General features: G+C 69.3%; 1 protein-coding gene. It reads right to left on the bottom strand.

From position 1 onward, the window contains the following. Positions 1–20 precede the first annotated feature (20 nt). Entirely contained in the window at positions 21–725 is a 705-nt protein-coding gene (locus ACLJOU_RS46945; RefSeq protein WP_410575792.1) for a transposase family protein, read from the bottom strand. Positions 726–783 lie beyond the last annotated feature (58 nt).

Below are 783 nucleotides of genomic sequence, written 5' to 3'. Positions count from 1 at the left end.
AGCGCCCCAATGAGGTTTTCTCAGTAGCGGCCTTGGTGCTCGTGATGGGTCAGGACGAGGGCTGCTTGGACGATGGCGCCGATGCGTTTCGGGCAGAGAGTGACCCGTCGTAGGGCTGACCAGCGGGTTTTGAGGATGGCTGCGGCCCGTTCTCCGCGGCAGCGCAGTCGGCTGTGCAGCAGGTTGAAGATCCGCTGTCTGATAGCCAATGGTGGCTGACCTGCGGTTCTCTTGAACGGGGTGCAGATTCCGATCCCGCCGGCGTGGTAGGCCTTGTCGGCCAGGGTCGGCAGCCCGGCGGCTGCGGCGGCGGTCAACGCGCCGGTGATGCCCAGGTCGCGGGCGGCGGAGAGGTCGTTGCGGGAGCCGGGCAGGACCGGGGAGGTCCACAGCGGGAACCCCTCGGCGCTGGCCAGGAACTGCACGTTCCCGCCGAAGCTGCGGTGTTTGCCGGAGTACCACAGGTGCACCATCGCTCCGCGGTTGCGGCCCTTGGTTTTCACGGTGGTCGCTGCCAGGCGGGTGGTGGGGATGAGGGTGCCGTCGAGGATCACGTGGGTGTCTGCGGCGGCCCGGCGTTGCGTCAGGACTTGGTGTAGGTCCGGGGCGCAGGCGGCGAGGGTGGTGATGGCTTCGTGCAGGTAGCGGTAGGCGGTGGCAAGGCTGATGCGGTGGTCGGTGGCGAGCCGGTGGACGGGGGTGGCGTCACGGAACCAGCGCAGCACCAGGACCGCCTGCTGGTAGGGGGTCAGTGCGCGGCGGCCTCGGCGAGTGCCGCGCCGC

Origin of the sequence: Amycolatopsis sp. cmx-4-61 (assembly GCF_046548775.1) — a bacterium.
Lineage (GTDB): Bacteria > Actinomycetota > Actinomycetes > Mycobacteriales > Pseudonocardiaceae > Amycolatopsis.
Note: the sequence above shows the minus strand (reverse complement) of the source record. Positions and strands in the feature narration are given on the sequence as shown.